1 protein-coding gene is annotated in these 428 nt (G+C 66.1%); it reads left to right on the forward strand.

The window, feature by feature from the left end; genetic code table 11:
• Window positions 1–428: AMP-binding protein (locus JK364_RS54650; RefSeq protein ID WP_201858916.1), on the forward strand; the 428-nt coding region annotated here is incomplete at both ends.

Raw genomic sequence — 428 nt, forward strand, 5'->3', positions numbered from 1 at the left:
CGGGCGAATCGGTTGGCGCGGTTGTTGAGCGGTTCTGGTGTGGGTCGGGAGTCGCGGGTTGCGTTGTGTTTGGGGCGGTCGGTGGATGTGGTGGTGGCGGAGTTGGCGGTGTGGAAGGCGGGTGGTGCGTTCGTTCCGTTGGATCCGGAGTATCCGGCGGATCGGCTGGGTTTTGTGATCGCGGACAGTGGTGCCGAGGTGGTCCTGGGTACGTCGGAGAGCTTGGCCGGGGTGCCGGTCGGTGGTGCCCGTGTTGTGCGTATGGAGGAGGCGGACGGCTTCTCGGCTGGGCCGTTGGGGACGGTCATTGTGCCGGGTCAGTTGGCGTATGTGATCTATACGTCGGGTTCGACGGGGCGGCCGAAGGGTGTGGCTGTCGCGCATGGTGGTGTGGCGAATCTGGCTGAGGCGATGCGTCCGGTGCTGGG

The sequence above is a fragment of the Streptomyces endocoffeicus genome (genome assembly GCF_016741935.1).
Taxonomy (GTDB): Bacteria; Actinomycetota; Actinomycetes; order Streptomycetales; family Streptomycetaceae; genus Streptomyces; species Streptomyces endocoffeicus.